The sequence below is a fragment of the Arenicella xantha genome (assembly GCF_003315245.1).
GTDB classification, from domain to species: Bacteria; Pseudomonadota; Gammaproteobacteria; order Arenicellales; family Arenicellaceae; genus Arenicella; species Arenicella xantha.
The window spans coordinates 1,232,393-1,251,086 of record NZ_QNRT01000002.1; the positions used below are offsets into that span (position 1 = coordinate 1,232,393).

Below are 18,694 nucleotides of genomic sequence, written 5' to 3' on the forward strand. Positions count from 1 at the left end.
TAGCGCGCCAGGTCGAGATTTGAGTTGGCAAACAAGCAAAGATTCTTAAAACGCCGCCGAACACCTAACACATCACATCGCGAATGCGCTAATCAGTATCCAACTAGCAATAAATAGCTTTAGTTGCACTGGAGAGAACCATGCAACAACTCGTTTTGCTATGGTTCCGCCAATCGCCGCTGCCGGACCTGCAAATAACAGCACCGAGGTGTCTATGGTCGGCTCGAACCACAAGTATTTTTGTACGCCGACTAACACTGAAACAGCACTAACACTAGCCGCAACGCCGACCGCCATTCTGACTGGGTAGCGCATTAAAATCAGCAGTACCGCAATCAATTCGCCAACGCCTATCGAGAGCCATGCGGTAATGGTGCCCCCAATCAAACCAACAACAACAAATAGCACTTTGATAAGTGGGCTTATTGCGACCGGATCTAACGCACGATTTTGAAACTTAACGATGTAAGCGGTTGTTACAAGTATGGCAACAGCAAACGCCATTGAGAACACTTTAAATAATGCCTTCACATCTTGTGGCGAACCGGGATCAATGATGGTTTGACCTGCCACGACACCGATAACTGCTGGCACTGAAAACCATAAAATAAAGCGTGAGTAAGATTGCCAAGCCGGCACCTCAGTCGCCAGCCCCGGTTGTTTTGCATAGTTAAACCATGCAAAAGCGCCAGCACTCATACCGAAGCATTGAATCGCGAAACTGGTGGCAATTATCGATTGCGGACTTAGCCCAAGCATATTGAACGCGGGCACAAATACCACACCACCGCCAGCTCCGGTGGCACTGGCTACCACTGCGCCAAACAGCGCGAGTATAAAGAAATACCAATAACTTAAATCCATGATGGTAACGGGCGGGGAACGTTTTTCTTATTTGTCGCAGAGCTTAGCAAATCTACACCAAAATTGATGCCGGAATGAGCTAGCCTAAAGCAAGATATAGAAAATTGAAGACCAGAAGAATTGTCATCGCATTAACTATTTGACGATGAGTGTCATCACTTACGTTGTGCAACATTTTTTTACCTACCCAGTTGCCAGGAATAGTAACGATTCCGAGCAAAATCCCAAGCCACAAGCTAGAAGCATCAAGCAAAGTGGACGTGCCGAATACGCTAAGTTTAACCAAATTCATCACCAACACGATACATGCCAACGACCCAACAAAAGTGAGCCGATCCATGCCTCGCCCCTGTAAGAACGGGGCTAAAACAAAGCCCGGCCCGATGACGTTACCAGCCAACATTCCCCACAGCACACTCGCCCCGGCTAGTACGCTGTTACTAGCATGCAATTGTCGACGCTTTGCCCAATACTTTATCGGCAGCGATGCCGCCAAAAAACCAGCCATCATCAACGCGACTAACGTACTGGATAGATAAGTAAACAACAGTGCACCAAACGCAATGGTAGGTAGACTAAACATCAACACTATGCGCACCGATCGCCAGTCGACCGTCTTAATATACAAATACGCCCGACTCGCATGACTAAAAGCTAATGAACAAGTGACCACCGGAACAGCCAGTTTAATTCCGATCAAGTGCGACAATATCGCCGCCAGCACAATGCCTCCGGCCATGCCCGTTGCACCATGCAATATGGCTGTAAAAAATGCGCTCAACAGCATCAAAACAATAAGCGCTAGCGAAAACTCTATTACCTCCATCGCGCTATCACCACCGCAAGCATCCGTGCTTTTGCAACCGAGCCCCAGCTTTCAAACAACTCAATCAAGCTAAAGCTACCACCAATTTGGCCCAGCTAAGGTCTTAGTGATAAATCGCCCAAATAGCTCGAAATTCATCAAGCCGGTAAACATAAAGCCCCAAATAGCGCCGCTGAAATGCGCCATATGGCCAATATTGTCATTCGCTCGCTTATCCTTAATCCATGAGTAGTACAAATAACCCGCGCCAGCTAAAATTTGTGGAATCGCGATAATTCCATACAGATACAGGTTCCGCCAAGGGTCAAAAATTATCACCGCGAACACCACCGCCGACACACCACCGGAAGCTCCAAGCGCTGCATAACTACTATTGTACTGGTTACGGAAATAGTCCGGAATTGAGGCAACGACAATCCCGCCTAAATATAAAATCAGAAATTTAAGAGTACTACCATCACCGAGAAAAGCGGGGTAATACGCTCGTTCCAGCGCGTTACCAAAGGACCAGAGCACAAACATATTAATTAGTAAGTGCCAAAAATCGGCGTGTATAAACCCCGATGTCAGAAAACGATACCACTCTTTATCGCGACGAATAGTTGCCGGATGGAACAACAACTGAGCTTTAACGGCACGATTCTCCATGGTCATAAACGAGATGACACAGGTGAGCAGCACAAGAATATTAGTAAGGCTAAAAATTTCGGGGTTCATACAAAACACAATCCATTTAAATCTGACGATATTCTATCTGTTTATCACGCTCAGCAATGTCAAAAATCCGAAGAATTAGACCTAAACAGGATTCACTATTGAATAGTTGGTGGTAAAGTCACCAACTTGTCATTCTGGCATGATCACCGTTTTTCCTAGGACAGCAAACATGAAAAGATATCTGAAAGCCGGCGCCGTACTCATCGGCCTCACTCCACTTACCTACAACGTCAATGCGCAGAGTGATCTGACGCTTGAAGAGATTGTAGTTACTGCACAAAAACGCGAGCAATCACTACAAGACATTCCCGCCGCAGTATCAGCAATACCCGCAGCACAAGTTCAAGACTACCTAGGTGCCGGCGAAAACATCCGGGCACTTGCCGGTCGTGTGCCGAGCTTACAAATTGAATCATCCAACGGCCGACAATCTCCGCGCTTTTATATTCGCGGATTGGGCAACTACGACTTCGATGTAAATGGCACTCAGCCGGTGTCAATGATCATGGACGAAGTAGCATTAGAGAACTCCGTATTGAAAAGCTTACCGTTGTTCGACGTCGCTCGGGTTGAAGTATTGCAAGGTCCACAAGGCACATTATTTGGTCGCAGCACGACCGCCGGTGTAGTTAAAGTTGATTCCGTAACACCATCATTCGAATCTGATGGCTATGTTCGTCTTGGCTATGGAAGCCGCGAAACAGTTACTGCCGAAGGAGCGGTTGGTGGTGCATTGTCCGAGTCATTAGCGGCACGTGCGTCATTTAAGTACTTAGATCGTGGCAAATGGATCGACAATACTTTTAATGGTGCTGGTGACGACTTTGGCGCATTTGACGAATTTGCTTATCGCTTACAGTTGCTTGCAACCCCGAACGATCAACTTTCAGCACTGTTTAAAGTGCATGGATTCAAACAAGACGGCGACCAACCACAGCTTTTTTACGCCAACGCTTTCACGCCTGGTGTAAAAGGTCTACGTGATGGTTTTGACCCGGAACGCGCCTCACACGACGCCTTAGTTTCCGGTATGGACCTCGATCATTTTGGCGGCAGCGCTAAGCTGGTATTTGACTTAGGTGATGCAGAGGTAACCTCGATCACCGCCTACGACACCATCGAGAGTTTCAGTCAAGCCGACATCGACGGCGGAATCCAAGGCGGCCCAGAAGCAATTGGCCAACTAGGCGGACAAGCCTTTTTCAGCGTATCGTCTGGTGACGGTTTATCAGATCACAGTCAGCTGACCCAAGAATTAAGATTCTCCGCAGAAACTGATAAATTGTTCTATCAAGTTGGCTTGTTCTTCTTAGACGAAGACATCACTGTCGACAGCGCAGACTTCGCTAACTCCGGAGACCGAATCCAATTAACCCAAGCACAACAAAGTACGCGCTCGGTGGCCATTTTCGGACAAACTGAATACCATTTAAATGATCAATTGTCATTGACCGCAGGACTCCGCTACACCGACGACCAAAAAGAACTAGAGGTCATTCCTGGACCTGGCTCTTCCGCACCAGCCGCGTTTATTGACGCCGAAGATGATTACTTCAGCTGGGAATTATCGGCCAACTACGCGTTAAACAATAGCTGGTCCACATACGCACGCCTAGCTACCGCTTCGCGCGGACCAGTAACCTTAGGTCGATTTGGATTCGTTAGCCAAGCTGACACGGAAAAGATCACCTCCTTCGAAGTTGGCTTTAAAGCTGAGCTATTCGATGGTCGTGCTCGCTGGAACTCAGCTGTTTATACCTATACGGTTGACGACCAACAGCTCACTGCAACCGGCGGCACCGGCAACACGAACGAACTACTCAATGCCGACAAAGTTGACGGCTCTGGATTCGAAACAGCGTTTGAGGTGTTAGCGAGCGATAATTTACGCCTAAGCGCAAACTTGAGCTACAACGACACCGAAATCAAAGACGCCAACCTCAATACCGAGCTGTGTTCTGCTACACCGCTATGCACATCCTTGGATCCGATCGTTGACACCTTCCCAGGCTTTTTTGGCACGGTGAATTTAGTGTCAGTTGATGGCAACCCGTTACCACGCGCCCCAGAATGGTTGTTTAATTTCTCCGTCGATTACGACTACCAATTAGAAACCGGCAGTTTGTATGCACAAACCGACTGGAACTATCGTAGTGACTCCAATATCTTTTTGTACGAATCAGTAGAGTTTGTCGCAGAAAGCCGCTGGATTGGTGGTCTTCGTGTTGGATACAAAAATAGCGATGAAACACTCGACATCGCGGTTATTGGTCGCAACATAACTGATGAGATCGTCGCTGATGGCGCGTTAGACTTTTTAAATCAAACTGCGTTTGTAAACGAGCCCGCATTTTGGGGCATCGAATTTAGCAAGCGCTTCTAATTAGTAAGCGCTTCTGAGTAGCAAGCGCCTCTAAGTAGAAGCGACTCGCAAACGTTTAATCTGCGCAGACACAAAACTCGCGGCTAAGCGGTAAGCAAGTAATATAAAAAAGGGCATGATCTTATCATGCCCTTTTTTTGTCGATCGCTTACAATCTCTAACACCTATTTTTATGAGGGCACCGCAATGGAACTAGTAACTAGTCAAAAGCTGTTCGACGGGCAACAGCAGCAATACACACATCAGGCAGAGAGCGTAAACTGCGAGATGACGTTCTCTATCTATTTACCACCGCAAGCCGACACTCAGCCAGTACCGGTACTTTATTGGTTATCGGGCCTCACTTGTACGGATCAGAATTTTGTGACCAAATCCGGCGCACAACAGTTTGCTGCCAAACACGGGGTCGCTATTGTTTGTCCTGACACTAGTCCACGCGGCGCAGAAGTACCCGACGACCCTGAACAAGCTTGGGACTTCGGCTTAGGCGCTGGATTCTATGTCAACGCCACACAGTCGCCATGGAAACAGTATTATCAAATGTACGACTACGTGGTCCAAGAGCTCCCTCGTTTAGTGGAAAAAAAATTTGCGGTAACAACGCAACGAGCTATTTCCGGTCATTCCATGGGCGGCCATGGTGCGCTCACAATCGCCCTCAAGAATCCCGAACGCTATCGCTCAATGTCGGCATTTTCACCAATAGCGGCGCCAATCAACTGCCCTTGGGGTCAAAAAGCGCTGGGACTTTACCTCGGTGACGATCAAGAAAAATGGAAAGACTACGACAGTTGCGAGCTAATTAAAGTTTCGTCTAACGCTGTTCCGGGCTTAGTTGATCAAGGTAGCGCCGATGACTTTCTGCAACAGCAGCTCAATACTCAGCAATTAATCGACACAGTTAGCCGCGCAAACTACCCAATGCAGGTTCGCATGCAGCCCGGCTACGACCATTCCTATTTTTTCATCGCCACGTTTATCGAACAACATATCGCCTTTCACGCTAAGCACTTCGATAACACCTAAGCATTGTCGCGTCGCGACGGCACCATATTGTCGCCAAATGACAATCGGCGTTGATTCAATTTATTCACGACGAAGTGTATGATAACTTTCTATTGATACATAAATGGGTCCGGGAATACGCGATGAAGCTTAAAGTTAACGGTCAGGAACACGAAGTCGAAGTTGCCGCCGACATGCCTTTACTCTGGGTACTCAGAGATGAACTAGGAATCAAGGGACCAAAATACGGTTGCGGCATTGCTATGTGTGGTGCCTGTACCGTACACGTCAACGGCAAGCCTGTACGCTCTTGTTCTTACCCAGCATCCGCCGTGCAAGGCGAGGTTACAACCATTGAAGGGCTGGGTACACCAGACGCAATGCACGCGGTTCAACAAGCATGGGTTGATCATCAAGTAGCCCAGTGTGGTTATTGTCAATCGGGCCAAATCATGGCGGCCGCCGCACTTATTGCGACAAATTCACAACCGAACGATGCCGAAATAGACACCGCATTGGCCGGTAATTTATGTCGCTGCGGCACCTACCCACGAATTCGCGCCGCGGTAAAATCAGCCGCTAAGACGATCCAAGGTCGACCCTCGGACAAACCATCGGTTGATGAGGAATTGGCATAATGAGCACGCTCGGAAAGATTACTCGTCGCACCTTCTTAGTCGGTTCAGTCGGCATAGCCGGTGGCGTCGTATTTGGTTACTGGAAGTATAAACAACCTTTTGACAACCCACTTGAAGCAGACCTAGTAGACGGTTCTGCAGCATTGACGCCATACGTAATGATCAATCAATACGGCGTTACCATCATTGCACCACGAGCCGAGATGGGCCAAGGCGTCCACACCACGCTCGCGGCACTAGTCGCCGAAGAGTTAGAACTGTCACTTGAGCAGGTTAAGGTGATACACGGACCCGCTTCGAACGCATATTTTAATGCAGCGGTAATAGAAGAAGGTCTCCCGTTTGCAGCCACAGACGACGGCAGCGTCGCCGAGGCTGCGCGGGGATTCATGAAAGTGCCGGCAAAATTTTTAGGGCTACAAATCACCGGTGGTTCGTCTTCAATTCCTGACGCCTACCATAAAATGCGAGTTGCTGGCGCCGCAGCCAGATCAGTATTGGTCGAGGTAGCAGCGCAACAACTCGGTGTTGATCGTGCGTCATTGACCATCAAAGGTGGCAAGATTACCGCCGCTGACGGACGCTCCTTAAGCTTTGAGCAATTGGCTAGCGACGCGGCAAAAATTGAGCCACCGGCAGAACCAACGTTAAAACCGAAGTCAGCCTGGAAACTGTTAGGTAAATCACAAAAACGCGTCGATATGATTAGCAAATCGACTGGAACAGCTGAGTTCAGTATCGATATCGACCTTCCGAACATGGTCTACGCCTCTGTGCGCATGAACCCGCAATTAGGCGCCCCGATGACATCATTTGATGCCAGCAAGGCAGAGTCCATGCCGGGGGTTAAACGCATTATCCAGATCGACAATGGTATCGCCGCTATCGCAACCAACACTTGGTACGCATTTAAAGCGGTAAACGCAGTTGACTGTAATTGGGCTCAAGCCGGTTATGCTAACGATACCGCAGGCTTGTTCAAAGCTGTCGAGCAAAGCTTTAATGATGATCATCAAGACAGTCAATTTCGCGACGATGGGGATGTAGAACAAGCCCTACAAGACGCAACAACCATCGACGGTGAATATCGCGTGCCGTATCTAGCACACGCCGCCATGGAGCCATTAAATGCGACGGCTTGGTTGCGCGATGGCAAACTAGACATTTGGGCGGGGAACCAGTTGCCCACACAAGCGCTCAAAGAAGGAGCCAACATCACGGGGCTAGATGAGGCCGACATCCGAGTACATACCACCCTAATGGGCGGTGGTTTTGGACGTCGCGCCGAAATGGACTTCATTATTCATGCCATCAAAATTGCCAAAGAATTCGAGGGAACACCGGTTAAAACAACTTGGACTCGCGAAGAAGACACAACACATGACTATTACCGGCCAATGGCAATCGCTCGATTTAAGGCCAACCTAAGCAATGGTCGCCCTAATGCTATCGACTTACACCTAGCAGCGCCGTCAGTAGTGGAGTCACAGATGGGTCGATTAGGGGTACCGGCTGCTGGTCCAGACGTGTCGATAGTGCAAGCCGCGTGGGACCAACCGTACGGCGTAGCGCATTATCGGGTTACAGGGTATCGCACACCGAAAGCGTTTCCAGTGAGTTCATGGCGCTCAGTAGGTGCCTCTCAAAATGGTTTCTTCCACGAGTGCATGATGGATGAAATCGCTGCCGCAGGGGAGTTAGACCCACTGCAAATGAGACTTGACCTGATGAACCATGATGCTTCGCGAAAGGTGCTCGAGGCGGTAGCGGAAATGTCGAATTGGGGCGCAGCCTTACCAGAGGGTCACGGCAAGGGGGTAGCTTTCGTATTGTCATTCGGCGTTCCGACGGCACAAGTCATTGAAGTTCAAAACACGGCACAAGGCATCAAGCTAATTAATGCTTGGGCCGCCGTTGACGTCGGCGTAGCACTCGACCCGCGTAATATCGAAGCCCAAGTCACGGGCGGCATGAACTTTGGTCTAGCTGCCGCAATGATGGGCAACATCACCGTCAAAGATGGCAAAGTTCAAGAGACCAACTTTCACAACTACAACTCAATTCGAATCAACCAAGTGCCTAATATGGCTGTGCGCGTTCTGGAGAACGGCGAAAAGATTCGAGGCATTGGTGAACCTGGGCTACCGCCGGCAGCGCCGGCCCTTGCCAACGCCATTTTCGCGGCCACCGGTCAGCGAATTCGCGAGCTGCCACTGAGTAAGCACATTCGATTCTTATAGCCATCTAACAACGCTACCGCCAAGGATGGTTCGCGTTTAGTAGAGAGAGTGAGAGCAACCAACTTTGTGAGCACTCAGTCACGCCAGTGAAGACTTAGTCACAGGCGTGAACTACATGCTCAACTCTCCAACCAAATGGTAATCGCCGCTGCACATTGCGCGGGCACCCATGCTGTTAATGTTGCCTCTCATTAATCAACTCAGATCCAGCACTATGAAAAATTCCCTACCGAAGTTCTCACGCGCGATTGTTCTAGCTAGCACTTTATTGGCGTTTGGCCACGCGCAAGCCGGCCATCATGAAGGCGACAAAAAGATGGCAAAGGAAAGCCATAAGATGATGAAACAAGACATCGTTGATACCGCGGTGGCAGCCGGTTCGTTTAACACCTTAGCCGCCGCACTAACCGAGGCTGGGCTTATCGACACGCTCAAAGGCGATGGCCCGTTTACAGTATTTGCGCCAACTGATGATGCTTTTGCGAAAATACCAGCCGACCAACTCAAAGCGATTATGGCAGACAAAGAGTTGCTGACCAGCATTCTCACATACCACGTTGTGTCAGGAAAAGTGATGGCCTCTGATGTGGTCAAGCTGTCATCGGCGACCACACTTCAAGGCAGCGACGTTACGGTCAACACGGATGATGGTGTAATGATCAACAATGCAAAAGTCATCAAGACCGACATCAAAACCTCAAACGGCGTTATCCATGTAATTGATACCGTGCTCGTTCCATAGTTCATCAATAAGTTTGTCACCTAGAAGAAAGGCCGATGCGAGTGCATCGGCCTTTTTGTTTTTTTAAGCTAGCTTATTTCTGGCTTAGACTAAAAGCCTAGTTATAGAGCGTTCTACTGAAGCAACGGCAAACTAGTTCTCGGCCATTTCAGCATTCAGTCGTCGCGCGACGTCGTTTGGCGAACCGGTTCGACGTGCAACTAAGCTGTATACAACCGGCACTATAAAAATAGTGAGAAAGGTTGATGACAACACACCGAAAAGAATCACAGTACCAATAACAAATCGTGTTTCAGCTCCAGCGCCACTCGCAAGTATTAACGGTAGCGTTCCGGCAACGGTGGTTAAACCAGTCATTACAATAGGTCTAAGTCGAGTAACCGACGCCGTTAACACCGCGCGGTTAAACCGGTAGCCTGCATCACGTAGTTGGTTAGCGAACTCAACAATCAAAATGCCGTTTTTGGCCGCCAAACCAACCAACATTATTAATCCAATCTGCGAATAGATATTGAGCGTTTGACCGGTTAGAGCCAACCCCAGCAAACCGCCACCGATGGTCAATGGAACAGTGGTCAAAATAATAAAAGGATGCAGAAAACTTTCAAATTGCGCAGCCAAGACCAGAAACACCACAGCTATTCCCAGCGCAAACACAAACAGTATTGATCCGCCAGAGGTCACGAAAGCCCTACTTTCACCCTTATAATCTATCGACGCCTCGTCGGGTAAGTGTTCATCAACCAATGCCTCGAGATGAGCCAGAGCTTCGCCAAGGCTATACCCGTCGGCCAAATTTGCATCTAAGGTAATGGCGCGCACTCGGTTGAAGCGAGCCAAGCTATCAGCCGCACCGTATTCGTTAATACTCACTAGGTTAGACAACGGAATCAACTGATTAGTGCGATCTGAACGGACATAAATATTCTGAATATCGTTAAAGGATCGCTGCTGACTGCGCTCACCTTCAATAATCACATCGTACTCTTCACCGCGATCAATAAAGGTAGTGACGCGGCGACCGCCCATCATTGTCTCTAAAGTTCTGCCGATCTCAGCCACGGTAACGCCAAGGTCTGCGGCTCGATCGTAGTCAACCACAAAGTCAATCTGTGGCCGAGTTTGTTTATAATTTCGATCTAGACCTTGAAACCCGGGATTATCAGCTTCAATTTTTTCCATTAAAGTCGCCGTCCATGCTTCAATTTCTTCATAGGTTGCACCACCGACGACAAATTGCACTGGCTTCTGCGTACCACCGCCAAACCCACGCCGCATGACTGGAAATGCCCGAACGCCAGGCAGATCCGATATCCGCTCCCGCACATCGTCCATGATATCCCAAGCGGAACGACGCTCCGACCAGCTGTTCAAAATAACAATCGCGATACCGCTATTGAAACTCTCAATCGAGCCAAAAGCGCGCGGCGCACGAACCAGCAAACGGTTAATCTCTCCACTCTCGACCAATGGCATTAAGCGGGTTTCGACTTCAGTCATGTATTCATTGATGTACTCATAACTTGCACCTTCTGGCCCATTGACCAATAAGAAAAACGAGCCTCGGTCCTCTGCTGGACTAAACTCTTGCTCAATGCCGTTATACATAAGCACCGACAATACAATCAACACCACCGACACGGCCAATAGCTTGGCTGGGGCGCGAAGGATTCGCACCAGCAGTCGGCGATACTTGACTCGACTGCGCCGGAACATCCGGTCTACCGCTAACACTAAGCGGTTTGGTGGAGGCATTTCCGAGCCGAGTATCTTCGACGCAAGCATCGACGATAAGGTCAGAGCTATGAGTGATGAAAACCCAACGGCCGCAGCAATCGTCAATGCAAACTCGGTAAATAGTTGGCCTAAATCGCCCTCCAAAAAAGTAATTGGTACAAATACGGCAATTAATACCAAAGTAGTCGCCACCACCGCAAAACCAACTTGGCGCGTACCACGAAACGCCGCGACCAACGGTGTCTCACGCTTCTCCTGAATTCTCCGTACGATATTCTCCAGCACCACGATAGCGTCATCGACTACCAAGCCGATCGCCAACACCAAGGCCAACAAGGTCAGCAGGTTGACCGAAAAACCAAAGGCATAGATCGCAATAAACGTAGCGATCAATGACACTGGCACGGTCACCGCCGGAATCAACATCACTCGCACACTACCAAGGAACAGATAGATCACGAACACTACGCACAAGATCGAAATCAACAGCGTGCTGTATACCTCGTTGATTGAAGACTGGATAAACACTGACGCATCAAAACTTTGTTTAACCGCCATACCTTCTGGCAAATTCTTATTGAGTCGGGCACTCAGCGCTTTGACTCCGCGCGCCACATCAATCGTATTTGCGGTAGATTGACGGACAATTCCCAATCCAACCATCGGTTCTTGGTTGCCGCGGAAAAAGGTGCGATCCTCGACCAGTCCGCGCTCAACACGGGCAACGTCACCAAGCCTTACCAAATAGCCATCGTCACCCTGAGCTAATACCAGTTTGGCAAAATCCTCTGCTGAGTTAAACGTGCGATCAACACGGGCCTTAAATACAACTTCATCTGACTCGATTGATCCGGCCGGTAGCTCGACATTCTCAGCACGCAAGGCTCGCTCGACATTACTCACACTGAGGCCTCGCGCCGCCAAGGCTTGACGATCCAGCCAGATCCGCATTGCATAGCTCTGCCGACCACCAACGATCACGCGCGCAACACCGTCTAACGCCGAGTACTGATCAATTAAATAGCGTTGTGCGTAATCACTAAGTTCAGGCACGGTGAGTCGATCACTTACCAGGTTCTGCCACAAAATAACGTCATTACTACTATCAACCTTCTGAACTTCAGGCGGATCCGCTTCTTCGGGCAGGTTATCCATGACGCCAGCAATTCGATCTCGGACATCATTCGCGGCGGAATCAATATCGCGATTAATCGAAAACTCGATCACCACGCTTGAGCGACCATCACGCGATGTGGATTCAACAAATTCAATACCTGCTACGCCGGAGATTCGCTCCTCAATTATCTGCGTGATACGGGTTTCGACAATATTCGCTGGTGCACCAGGATAGTCAACTTGCACAGTCACAATCGGGGGGTCGATATCGGGATACTCTCGCAACGACAAGCGCTCGAAAGCAACCGCACCAAATGCAATCAACAATAATGAAATAACCGCGGCAAACACCGGCCGCTTAACGGACAAATCAGACAGAATCATGGCGCGCTACTCTGAGTTTCTTCGGTTATAACTTCTTGTGACACCGTTTCCTCGAGCACCGGTTGCTGGTTCTGATCCAATAACTGCTGCAGAGTCTCATCATTACGTTCGATCGCTTGCACCTTCAGTGGCGCACCGTCTCTGGCCATCATGGTGCCATGCACCACAACTAAATCCTTGTCATTCAGTCCAGCCAATACCTCGATTTCGCCTTTACGCCGCACACCGAGAGACACCTCAGTACGCGCCGCCTTGTGACCCTGACCATCGGGAGTCGCCACAATGACAAACGCTTGCTTGCCCTCGTGAATAATTGCTTCTTCTTGAATCACCAGCGCTTTACGCGGATTGTTTCGCAACACGACGCGCATCAATAATCCAGGCTTGAGTGTTCGATCGGCATTATTAATGAGTGCTCGTGCAGTGATAGAACGAGTCACAGGGTCAACTCGGCTGTTGACGCTTGAGAGTTCGCCATCATAGCTAACCCCAGGAAATGCGCTCGCAGTAGCATTAACTTGCAACCCAGGAACCAGCGTTCGCAAGAAAACCTCCGGTACTGAAAAGTCTAATTGCATAACACTATCGTCATCAATCGTGGTGATCATTCTGCCCGGTTGTGCCAGAGCACCAACGCTAATATTTCTCAGACCCACTACACCATCGAACGGAGCGATAACTTTGCGTTGTGCGATGCGTGCTTCAACCCCTTGAATTCGCGCCTCAGCCGTTTTCAGGAGGCGTCGACTTTCATCCAGCGCTACTTCCGATGCCGCTCCGCGACCGGTTAAAGGCTCAAACCTAGCAACTTGTCGCCGTGCTTCATCAGCCAATGCCTGCTCTTCTGCAAGTTGAGCCAACTCCTCGGACGCGTCCATTTCTACCAGCACATCGCCTTGTTTGACTCTCTGCCCATCGGTGAAATGCACGGCGGTTACCAGTTCGGTAACGGTGGATGCAAGCGTCACATTTTGTACCGACTTTAGCGTCCCTAATGCCTCAATATCATCTGAAAAATCTGTGAGCGTTACCGGCGCCACGAAGACCCCAGTCGGTCCACTTGGACCTTGTTGAGCAACGGCGAATGAGCTAACCCCAAACAGGCACAGCAAGCTGGCCATTTTAATTAATAATAGACGACACATAATAGATCCAAGATGTACTGGCTAAAAGTTGAGCGCAGACTAGCACTCTCGATGAAAATTACAGTGATATTTTACAGCTTTAAAAGCGGATTATCACAAATTAATTGCAAGCCTAAAATATCAAAAGCTAATCGCATTAACCGATTGATTGGTAATTCAAAAGCGCACTGTAAGGAGACCGGATAGGCACACCGATTATGACTGAAAAATTTCAACAATATTCAATTGCGGCTTACCGCCGTCATCAATCTTATGCCGGCCGAACACAAACCACGACACCGCCTAAACCTTGACTAGATACCGGCGTGATTGGTGAATTGATCTGGAGCACCAACTTCAAGCTTAGCCCGCAAATCATCGGGAATGGGGACACTTTTAAGGCTCTGCACACTGATCATCACATACACGATCTCAGATTCCGCCACCACCGCCTGCGTCTCGTGATTGCGAAATTCAAGCGTCAATGTATAGGAGGTGTTTCCGACGGACTTAGTGCGTACGCTAATTGCCAATACATCATCAAATTTCGCTGACGACTTCCATCCAGTATTGAGCTGTACGACCTGAGTGTCCATCCCCAGATCCAGTAAGGTTTGATATCCGCCCGGCCAAACCAATCTCATAAACTCAGTGGCCGCCACATCAACATAGGCACCATAATTCGCGTTAAATACAACCTGCTGCGCATCACATTCTGCATAGCGAACACGTAAATAATGAGTAAATGGCATCGCCATGATTTTGTACCTTAAACAGAATATTATTGGCGAAACAAGGCATTGATTAAACTTGGTCACACCGTCCACCATTCAGATAGTTTAAGATACCCAGCTATGAGAAAATTAACAATCATCATCGCTCTGTTGAGTGCAACTATTGGCAAGCACCACGCACTCGCCGCCGAGTCTCAAACCAAACCATTTGCGTTAGCGACAACAGAAACTTCCTTGGCATGCTACCTACCCACCGAGAGCAATGTGCCATATAGCGCGGTACTCAAACTCAAAACTGGTCAGCCTAGCGAGATCATTCCTTACGGCGATGACCCATTACAGTTTGCCGAGCTTTGGCTGCCCCAGCAGAGCAGCAAGCAACAACTCGCACCACCTGCGCCATTAGTCGTATTTATTCATGGTGGTTGCTGGCTAAATCAATTCGATATTCAACACACACACGCATTCAGCACCGCGTTAACCGAAGCTGGATACGCCGTTTTTTCAATTGAGTATCGTCGCACTGGTGATGTTGGCGGCGGCTGGCCTGGCAGCTATGATGACATCAAAGCCGCACTAGCCGCGCGCAACAAACTAATAGGTTTCCCAGTCGATTTATCGCGCGTTGTACTGACCGGCCATTCAGCAGGCGGTCACCTTGCGCTATTAGCTGGCAGCGAGCCAAACATGAATTTATCGGCGGTGATCGGTCTGGCTGCGATTGTTAATATCGAAGACTATTCAATTGGCGAAAACAGCTGCCAGACTGCCACTCCAGCTTTTATGGGGGGGCACTTAGAACAACGAGCCGAAGCCTATAGGGCCGCTAATCCAGCAAATCGTAAATGGCATCCCATCACCAAACTTATTCACGGTAGCAACGACGCTATCGTGCCGCTAAACCAAAGTGCCGACTATCCGGACCAACAGATAGTAGTTGATGGAGCTGGGCATTTTGACCTTATCCACCCTGGAACAATGGCGTTCAAAACCTTCCTAAAAACGTTGGCGAGCACACTTAGATGATCTGTCCAGAAGAAATTTTAGCCCTTGATGCAAGCGACCCTTTAGCCGCAAAACGTAACGAGTTTTGCTTGCCTGAGCAAACTATTTACCTAGATGGAAATTCATTGGGACCACTTCCCAAAGGCGTTAAAGAGGCGGTTGCCGATGCGGTTCAAAACCAATGGGGACAAGACCTAATCAGTAGTTGGAATAAACATGGATGGATCGACTTAGCCACGCAAGTGGGCGAGCAGATTGCCCCACTTGTCGGTGCATCCCGGGGGCAAGTCATCTGCTGCGACTCGATTTCAATCAACCTGTTTAAGCTAATCTCTAGCGCCTTACAACTCAACCCAGAACGGCAGATAGTATTGTCACAACAAGACAACTTCCCAACTGACCTCTACATGGTTCAGGGCTTAACCTCATTGCTAGGAGCCGAACGTTGTCAGCTTAAAAGTGTGACCACCGAGCAACTGGTAGACGCCATAGATGAGTCGGTTGCCGTTTTACTACTTACCCATGTTAATTTCCGCGATGGGCAGCGCCATGACATGCAAGCTCTAACGCGATTGGCACACGACAAAGGCGTATTAGTGGTTTGGGATTTGGCACATAGCGCCGGCGCTATGCCTTTGTCTCTAGACCAACATAATGTCGATTTCGCAGTTGGCTGTGGTTATAAATATTTGAATGGCGGACCCGGTGCACCGGCTTTTTTGTATGTAGCAGCACGCCATCAACGCGCAATCAAGCAACCTCTGCAAGGCTGGATGGGCCACCAGACTCCATTCCAATTCGACCCAGACTACCAAGCAGCCGAGGGCGTACAACAGTTTCTTGCCGGCACACCAAACATTTTGTCGCTGGTCGCATTAAATGCTGCTTTAGCAGTCTTTGCCGATGTTGATATGCAACATGTACGAGCCAAGTCAATCGCGCTTGCCGAAGTCTTTATCCAGCAACTCAGCCAATCCGACTGCACAAATGAATTCACCATTTGCACGCCACTAGACGCACCACAACGTGGCAGCCAAATTGCTCTAGCCCACCCGTATGCCTATGCCATTACTCAAGCCTTAATCGACCGCGGTATCGTCGCCGACTTCCGCGCCCCCAACCTAGTGCGATTTGGGCTAACGCCACTGTATACTCGGTACCAAGATATATGGCGAACCGTTCAGGTTTTATCTGAAATCATGCAGACTAAGCGCTATCTAGACAAAAAATATCAAACACGGCAAAAAGTGACTTAGCGCGGCCCCATTCGAATACCACCATCTAAGCGAATAACTTCTCCATTGAGATAATCATTATCAACAATCTGCGCAGCCAATTTAGCAAATTCAGCCGGTCGCCCTAGTCGTTTTGGAAACTGAACCGCTTGCTCTAGAGGCTTCTTAAATTCTTCGTTCAACCCCTCCAACATAGGGGTACCAAACACACCCGGAGCGATCGTATTAACCCGAATACCACGCGGGCCTAAGTCTCTCGCTATTGGCAATGTCATCGCCGCTACCGCCCCTTTGCTAGCGGCATACGCTGCCTGCCCCACTTGCCCTTCATAGGCGGCCACCGACGCAGTATTAATAATCACACCACGTAAGCCGTCGTCATCAACTGGCGACAACTCGACCATTTTCTCAGCCGCCAAGCGCAACACATTAAAGGTGCCGATTAAATTCACATCGATAACCTGACGAAATTTATCTAAATCCAAAGCACCATCACGCCCCACGGTTTTGCCAGCCGGAGCAATACCCGCACAGTTAATACATACGCGAATTTCGCCCAACTCAGATGCCGCCGAAATGGCCTCAGACACCGCCGCAGCACTGGTCACATCCACATCGAAATAGGCAATCTTAGCGCCTACGGTCTGCGCTTTATGATCATGACTCCCCTGCGCGTTCATATCCAATACTGCTACATTAGCACCAGCATCCAAAAAGTGCTCAACACACGCCGCGCCCAAGCCTGATGCACCACCAGTTACTAACACTAATTTACCGTTTATATCCATGATTTCCCCACTACGCAAAAAGATGTTTGCTGATGATTATTTTTTGAATCTGAGATGTTCCTTCGTAGATCGTCGTAATGCGCGCGTCGCGTAGATAGCGCTCCACCGGATGATCTTCAACATAACCCGCGCCGCCCAGCAGTTGCATTGCGGTAGCGCAAACGCGATTGGCTGTCTCTGCGGCGTATAACTTTGCCATCGACGCTTGCTTTGAATACGGCAAGCCTGATTGTTTAAAGTAGGCCGCTTGTAATGTCAGTAATTTGGCCGCTTCGAGCTCGGTATATGCATCCGCCACCATCCATTGAATACCTTGGAATTCAGCGATTGCTTGACCGAACTGCTGACGCTCCTTAATGAAATCTGTTGCATAGTCGATGGCCGCAAAACCAACGCCTAAGGCCAATGACGCAATACCAATACGTCCGCCAGTCAGCTCTGTGACAGCAATTTTGTAACCTTGATTCTCTTGCCCCATCAGCGCCGCAGCGGGAATTCGACAGTCAGCAAAGGTCACTTCATTGGTACTTGAAGCATGTTGACCAAGCTTCTTCTCGGCCTTGCCGATAGTAATACCCGGCGTATCAGCCTCGACCAAGAAACACGAAATACCGCGACCACGCGCAGCATGCTTATCAGTGACCGCCCACACGACAAACAGACCCGCATACTCCGCGCTGGTGATGTACAACTTTGACCCATTGAGGACCCATTCATCACCATCGCGAGTCGCCGAAGTACGCATGCCAGCAGGGTCAGATCCGGCGCCAGCTTCGGTTAAGCAGAATCCCGCGGCGGCGTAAGTGCCATCACACAACTTAGGAATATAGTTTTCTTTTTGCGCATCACTCGCCACTGACTCAATGACCTCGGCCACCATATTATTGACCGACACCGTAACCGCCGTTGATGCACAAGCCTTAGCAATCTCGGTAACGGCTAAACTAAACGCGACAACGCCGACTTCGCTACCGCCGTATTGACTATTAATGTTTAGCCCCATAAAACCAAGCTCTGCTAAGGACTTGAGATTTTGCAAAAATAACGGCCGATCACTCGAAACCGTAGACGCAACAGGCGCTAGCACTGATTGCGCTATATTAGTCGCGGTTTCTTGTATGAGCTGCTGATCGTCGGTAAGCGAAAAATTCATATC

Annotated in this window: 15 protein-coding genes; 7 read left to right on the plus strand and 8 right to left on the minus strand. The window is 49.2% G+C overall.

Going from position 1 to position 18,694, the window contains the following annotated elements; all coding sequences use genetic code 11:
- Nucleotides 1-72: 72 nt before the first annotated feature.
- From DFR28_RS11170 to DFR28_RS11180, 3 genes are all read right to left on the minus strand, one after another.
- Entirely contained in the window at nucleotides 73-864 is a 792-nt protein-coding gene (locus tag DFR28_RS11170) for a sulfite exporter TauE/SafE family protein (protein WP_113954390.1), read from the minus strand.
- Between the two features lie 79 nt (nucleotides 865-943).
- Nucleotides 944-1,690: a sulfite exporter TauE/SafE family protein gene (locus DFR28_RS11175; RefSeq protein ID WP_113954391.1), complete on the minus strand. Its 747-nt coding sequence runs from the start codon at nucleotides 1,688-1,690 to the stop codon at nucleotides 944-946.
- Between the two features lie 75 nt (nucleotides 1,691-1,765).
- The gene (locus tag DFR28_RS11180; RefSeq protein ID WP_113954392.1) at nucleotides 1,766-2,407 is read right to left on the minus strand and encodes a rhomboid family intramembrane serine protease; all 642 of its coding nucleotides are present in this window, start codon (nucleotides 2,405-2,407) and stop codon (nucleotides 1,766-1,768) included.
- Nucleotides 2,408-2,576: 169 nt separating this feature from the next.
- On the opposite strand from DFR28_RS11180, the gene DFR28_RS11185 reads away from it, so the two are divergent.
- The 5 genes from DFR28_RS11185 to DFR28_RS11205 all read left to right on the plus strand — a co-directional run bounded on the left by DFR28_RS11185 (nucleotide 2,577) and on the right by DFR28_RS11205 (nucleotide 9,415).
- The gene (locus DFR28_RS11185; protein ID WP_170132068.1) at nucleotides 2,577-4,790 is read left to right on the plus strand and encodes a TonB-dependent receptor; all 2,214 of its coding nucleotides are present in this window, start codon (nucleotides 2,577-2,579) and stop codon (nucleotides 4,788-4,790) included.
- A 186-nt stretch (nucleotides 4,791-4,976) separates the two neighbouring features.
- A complete protein-coding gene (fghA, locus tag DFR28_RS11190; RefSeq protein ID WP_113954578.1) occupies nucleotides 4,977-5,816 on the plus strand; it encodes an S-formylglutathione hydrolase in 840 nt (279 codons plus the stop codon).
- Nucleotides 5,817-5,938: 122 nt separating this feature from the next.
- On the plus strand, nucleotides 5,939-6,433 hold the full coding sequence (locus DFR28_RS11195; protein WP_113954394.1) for a (2Fe-2S)-binding protein: 495 nt from the start codon (nucleotides 5,939-5,941) through the stop codon (nucleotides 6,431-6,433).
- Complete coding sequence (locus tag DFR28_RS11200) at nucleotides 6,433-8,673, plus strand: xanthine dehydrogenase family protein molybdopterin-binding subunit (RefSeq protein ID WP_113954395.1); 2,241 nt, start codon at nucleotides 6,433-6,435, stop codon at nucleotides 8,671-8,673. Before DFR28_RS11195 ends, DFR28_RS11200 begins: the two co-directional genes overlap by 1 nt.
- A gap of 214 nt (nucleotides 8,674-8,887) precedes the next feature.
- Entirely contained in the window at nucleotides 8,888-9,415 is a 528-nt protein-coding gene (locus DFR28_RS11205; protein ID WP_211316959.1) for a fasciclin domain-containing protein, read from the plus strand.
- Between the two features lie 132 nt (nucleotides 9,416-9,547).
- Here the strand turns inward: DFR28_RS11205 and DFR28_RS11210 are convergent, their stop codons facing one another.
- The 3 genes from DFR28_RS11210 to DFR28_RS11220 form a co-directional block, all read right to left on the minus strand.
- The gene (locus tag DFR28_RS11210; protein WP_113954396.1) at nucleotides 9,548-12,652 is read right to left on the minus strand and encodes an efflux RND transporter permease subunit; all 3,105 of its coding nucleotides are present in this window, start codon (nucleotides 12,650-12,652) and stop codon (nucleotides 9,548-9,550) included.
- A complete protein-coding gene (locus DFR28_RS11215) occupies nucleotides 12,649-13,797 on the minus strand; it encodes an efflux RND transporter periplasmic adaptor subunit (protein WP_113954397.1) in 1,149 nt (382 codons plus the stop codon). Before DFR28_RS11215 ends, DFR28_RS11210 begins: the two co-directional genes overlap by 4 nt.
- A 293-nt stretch (nucleotides 13,798-14,090) precedes the next feature.
- Nucleotides 14,091-14,534, minus strand: a complete 444-nt coding sequence (locus DFR28_RS11220) for an acyl-CoA thioesterase (RefSeq protein WP_113954398.1) — start codon at nucleotides 14,532-14,534, stop codon at nucleotides 14,091-14,093.
- Between the two features lie 96 nt (nucleotides 14,535-14,630).
- Between DFR28_RS11220 and DFR28_RS11225 the strand changes: the two genes are divergently transcribed.
- Both DFR28_RS11225 and kynU read left to right on the plus strand, forming a co-directional pair.
- Nucleotides 14,631-15,536 (plus strand): alpha/beta fold hydrolase, encoded by a 906-nt coding sequence (locus tag DFR28_RS11225; RefSeq protein WP_113954399.1) that lies wholly within the window; start codon nucleotides 14,631-14,633, stop codon nucleotides 15,534-15,536.
- Entirely contained in the window at nucleotides 15,533-16,771 is a 1,239-nt protein-coding gene (gene kynU / locus DFR28_RS11230) for a kynureninase (RefSeq protein ID WP_211316960.1), read from the plus strand. The genes DFR28_RS11225 and kynU overlap by 4 nt, the downstream gene beginning before the upstream one ends.
- Here kynU and DFR28_RS11235 read toward each other — a convergent pair.
- Entirely contained in the window at nucleotides 16,768-17,538 is a 771-nt protein-coding gene (locus tag DFR28_RS11235) for an SDR family NAD(P)-dependent oxidoreductase (protein WP_113954400.1), read from the minus strand. The two genes, kynU and DFR28_RS11235, sit on opposite strands and share 4 nt — an antisense overlap.
- Before the next feature lie 10 nt (nucleotides 17,539-17,548).
- On the minus strand, nucleotides 17,549-18,691 hold the full coding sequence (locus DFR28_RS11240; protein WP_113954401.1) for an acyl-CoA dehydrogenase family protein: 1,143 nt from the start codon (nucleotides 18,689-18,691) through the stop codon (nucleotides 17,549-17,551).
- Between the last annotated feature and the right edge of the window lie 3 nt (nucleotides 18,692-18,694).